We start from the raw sequence: 2,514 nt of genomic DNA on the forward strand, positions 1-2,514 counted from the left end.
ACATCCTCGCCGCCGCCGCTCGGCCCCGCGGCGAAATACATCGTCCAGCGACCGTCGACCAAATGCAGCTCGGGCGCCCAGATGAACCCCGACATCGGCCCGCTCGAAAGATGCCGCCACAGCACGCGCTCCTCGGCGGTGGCGAGCCCGGCGAGGGTGGGCGAACGGCGCAGCAACAGCCGGTCATATTCCGGGACCGAGCCGGTCATGTAATAATCGCCGTCGCTGTGGCGGAACACCTGCGCATCGGCGCGCTGGCGGACCAAGGGGTTGACGATCGCAGGGGCGGCCGGGCGCCGCGCGGCGGCGGCGGGCAAAGCGGCAAGCGCGGCGGTGGCGCCGACGAAACCACGGCGGGTAAGCGACATCATGCGATCAATCCTCTGCTACGGGCCAGCCGTCCGCACCCCAGCGGATCGGGGCGATCCTCAGCGTCGGGGCGCCTTTGTTCTCACGGTCATAGGCGTGGTAGACGACATAATCGGCGCCGTCCTTGTCATGCAGGAAGCCGGGATGGCCGGGGCCGCGGAAGCGCTGTTTCTCGGTCAGATCGGCGCGCAGGAAGATTGTGCCGCCGCCCTGCAGCATCGCGCTGCCGTCCTTGCCGAGATAGGGGCCGGTGATCGCCTTGGCGCGGCTCACCACGGTGTAATAAGTGCTGTTCGCGCCCTTGCAGCAATAATCGTAAGAGGCGAACAGCCAATACCAGCCGCCGTGGCGCAGAATGAACGGCGCCTCGATCGGGGCGGGCGCGCCGGCCGGGGCCGGCCGCCGCGCGATGCCGATCGGGGCGGCGGCGGGGTCGAGCGGCTTGCCGGTCGCGGAGTTCAGCCGGACGAGCTTGATCCCGCTCCAGAAGCTGCCGAAGGTCAGCCAGTGGCGCCCCTCGGCATCGATCACGAAATTGGGGTCGATCGCATTGTAATCGCTCGCGGGGGTCGATTGCAGCACCAGCCCCTCGTCGCGCCAGCCATAGCCGGGCGCCTTGGGATCGAGCGTGGGGCTGGTGGCGAGGCCGATCGCCGAACGGTTCGAGCCGAAGGTCGAGACCGAATAATAGAGCCGCCAGCGCCCGTCGACCCGGCTGATGTCAGGTGCCCAGGCGCCCTGCGCGCCGGGGATCAATTTGGTCGCCCAATCGGGGAGATGCTCGATCAGCTTCGGCCCCGCCTGCCAATGGACGAGATCGGTCGAGCTGCGTGAATCGAGCCCGGTGCCGAACACGTAATAGGTGTCGCCCTCGCGCGCGATCACCGGATCGTGGGTCGGCACGAGATCGCCCGCCAGCCGCGCGTTAAGCGATTGCGCGGCGGCGGGCGCGGCCAGCGCCAGCGCGGCCGACAGGACCAGCCCGCGTTTCATTGCAGATCGAGCATCACCACCGACTTGGCCGGCAGCGTGACGGTGAGCGTGTCGCCGGCGATGCGCGCGTCGCCGAATGCCGCCGGCTTCACCGCATCGGGCGCGGCGAAATCATTGTGCGCATTCATCTGCGCCGCGGTCAGCACGCGGCCGCTCGCCGTCGCGGCATTGACCCCGTCGAGCTTGATCTCGACGGTGATCGCGCGGTGCGGATCGGCATTGGCGAGCCCGACATGCACCTTCCCCGCCTTGTCGCGCACCGCCGAGCCGCTCACCGCCGGCATCGACCATTTGCCTGCGCCATAGCCGGGCGAGGCGATGTCGATCGGCAGCACCGTCGCGTCCATATAGGGCTTGTACATCGCGAACACCCAATAGGTCGGGGTGCGGACCATCTTCGCGTCGTCGGTCAGGATCATCGCCTGGAGCACGTTGACCATCTGCGCGATCGCGCTCATCCGCACGCGATCGGCGTGGCGGGCGAAGATGTTGAGGTGGATCGCCGCGACCAACGCGTCGCGCAGGCTGTTCTGCTGGCGCAGGAAGCCGGGGTTGGTCCCCGGATCGCCGGCATACCAGGTGCCCCATTCGTCGACCGCGAGGAACACGCGCTTCTTGGGGTCGTAACGGTCCATGATCGCGCTGTGGCGCTTGATCAGCTCGTCCATCCGATTGGCTTCGGAGAGCGTCTCGGCCCAGCCCGTCTCGTCGAAATCGACCGCCGAGGCCTTGGGCGGCCAGCCGCCGGGGATCGTGTAATAATGCAGCGACAGCCCGTCGACCTGCTCGCCCGCGACGCGCATCATCGTCTCGGTCCAGGTATAATCGTCGACATTGGCGCCCGAGGCGATCTTGAGGATCTTGGTTCCCGCCGGCGCCTTGATGAAGGTCGCATAACGCCGCGTCTCGTCGGCGGCGAATTCGGCGCGCATATTGCCGCCGCAGCCCCATAATTCGTTGCCCACCCCGAAATAGGGCACCGCCCACGGCGCCTTGTGGCCGTTCGCGGCGCGCTCGTCGGCGAGGCTGCCGGCGGGCGCGGTCATATATTCGACCCACTCGGCCATTTCGCGCGGGGTGCCGTCGCCGACATTGCCCGCGATATAGGGCTCGGCGCCGAGCTGGCTCATCAGCTCCATGAACTCATGCGTG

At 67.9% G+C, this 2,514-nt stretch carries 3 protein-coding genes; all 3 read right to left on the minus strand.

Annotation, left to right across the window (positions count from 1 at the left end):
• Window positions 1-371, minus strand: a 371-nt coding sequence (locus tag BGN95_RS18350; RefSeq protein WP_286773585.1) for a family 43 glycosylhydrolase, incomplete at its 3' end; no start/stop codon positions are given.
• A 4-nt stretch (window positions 372-375) separates the two neighbouring features.
• The gene (locus BGN95_RS18355; RefSeq protein WP_286773586.1) at window positions 376-1,362 is read right to left on the minus strand and encodes an arabinan endo-1,5-alpha-L-arabinosidase; all 987 of its coding nucleotides are present in this window, start codon (window positions 1,360-1,362) and stop codon (window positions 376-378) included.
• The coding region (locus BGN95_RS18360; RefSeq protein ID WP_286773587.1) for an alpha-N-arabinofuranosidase at window positions 1,359-2,514 on the minus strand (1,156 nt) is incomplete at its 5' end. The genes BGN95_RS18360 and BGN95_RS18355, both read right to left, overlap by 4 nt.

Source organism: Sphingomonas sp. 66-10, from assembly GCF_001897045.1.
Lineage (GTDB): Bacteria > Pseudomonadota > Alphaproteobacteria > Sphingomonadales > Sphingomonadaceae > Sphingomonas > Sphingomonas lycopersici.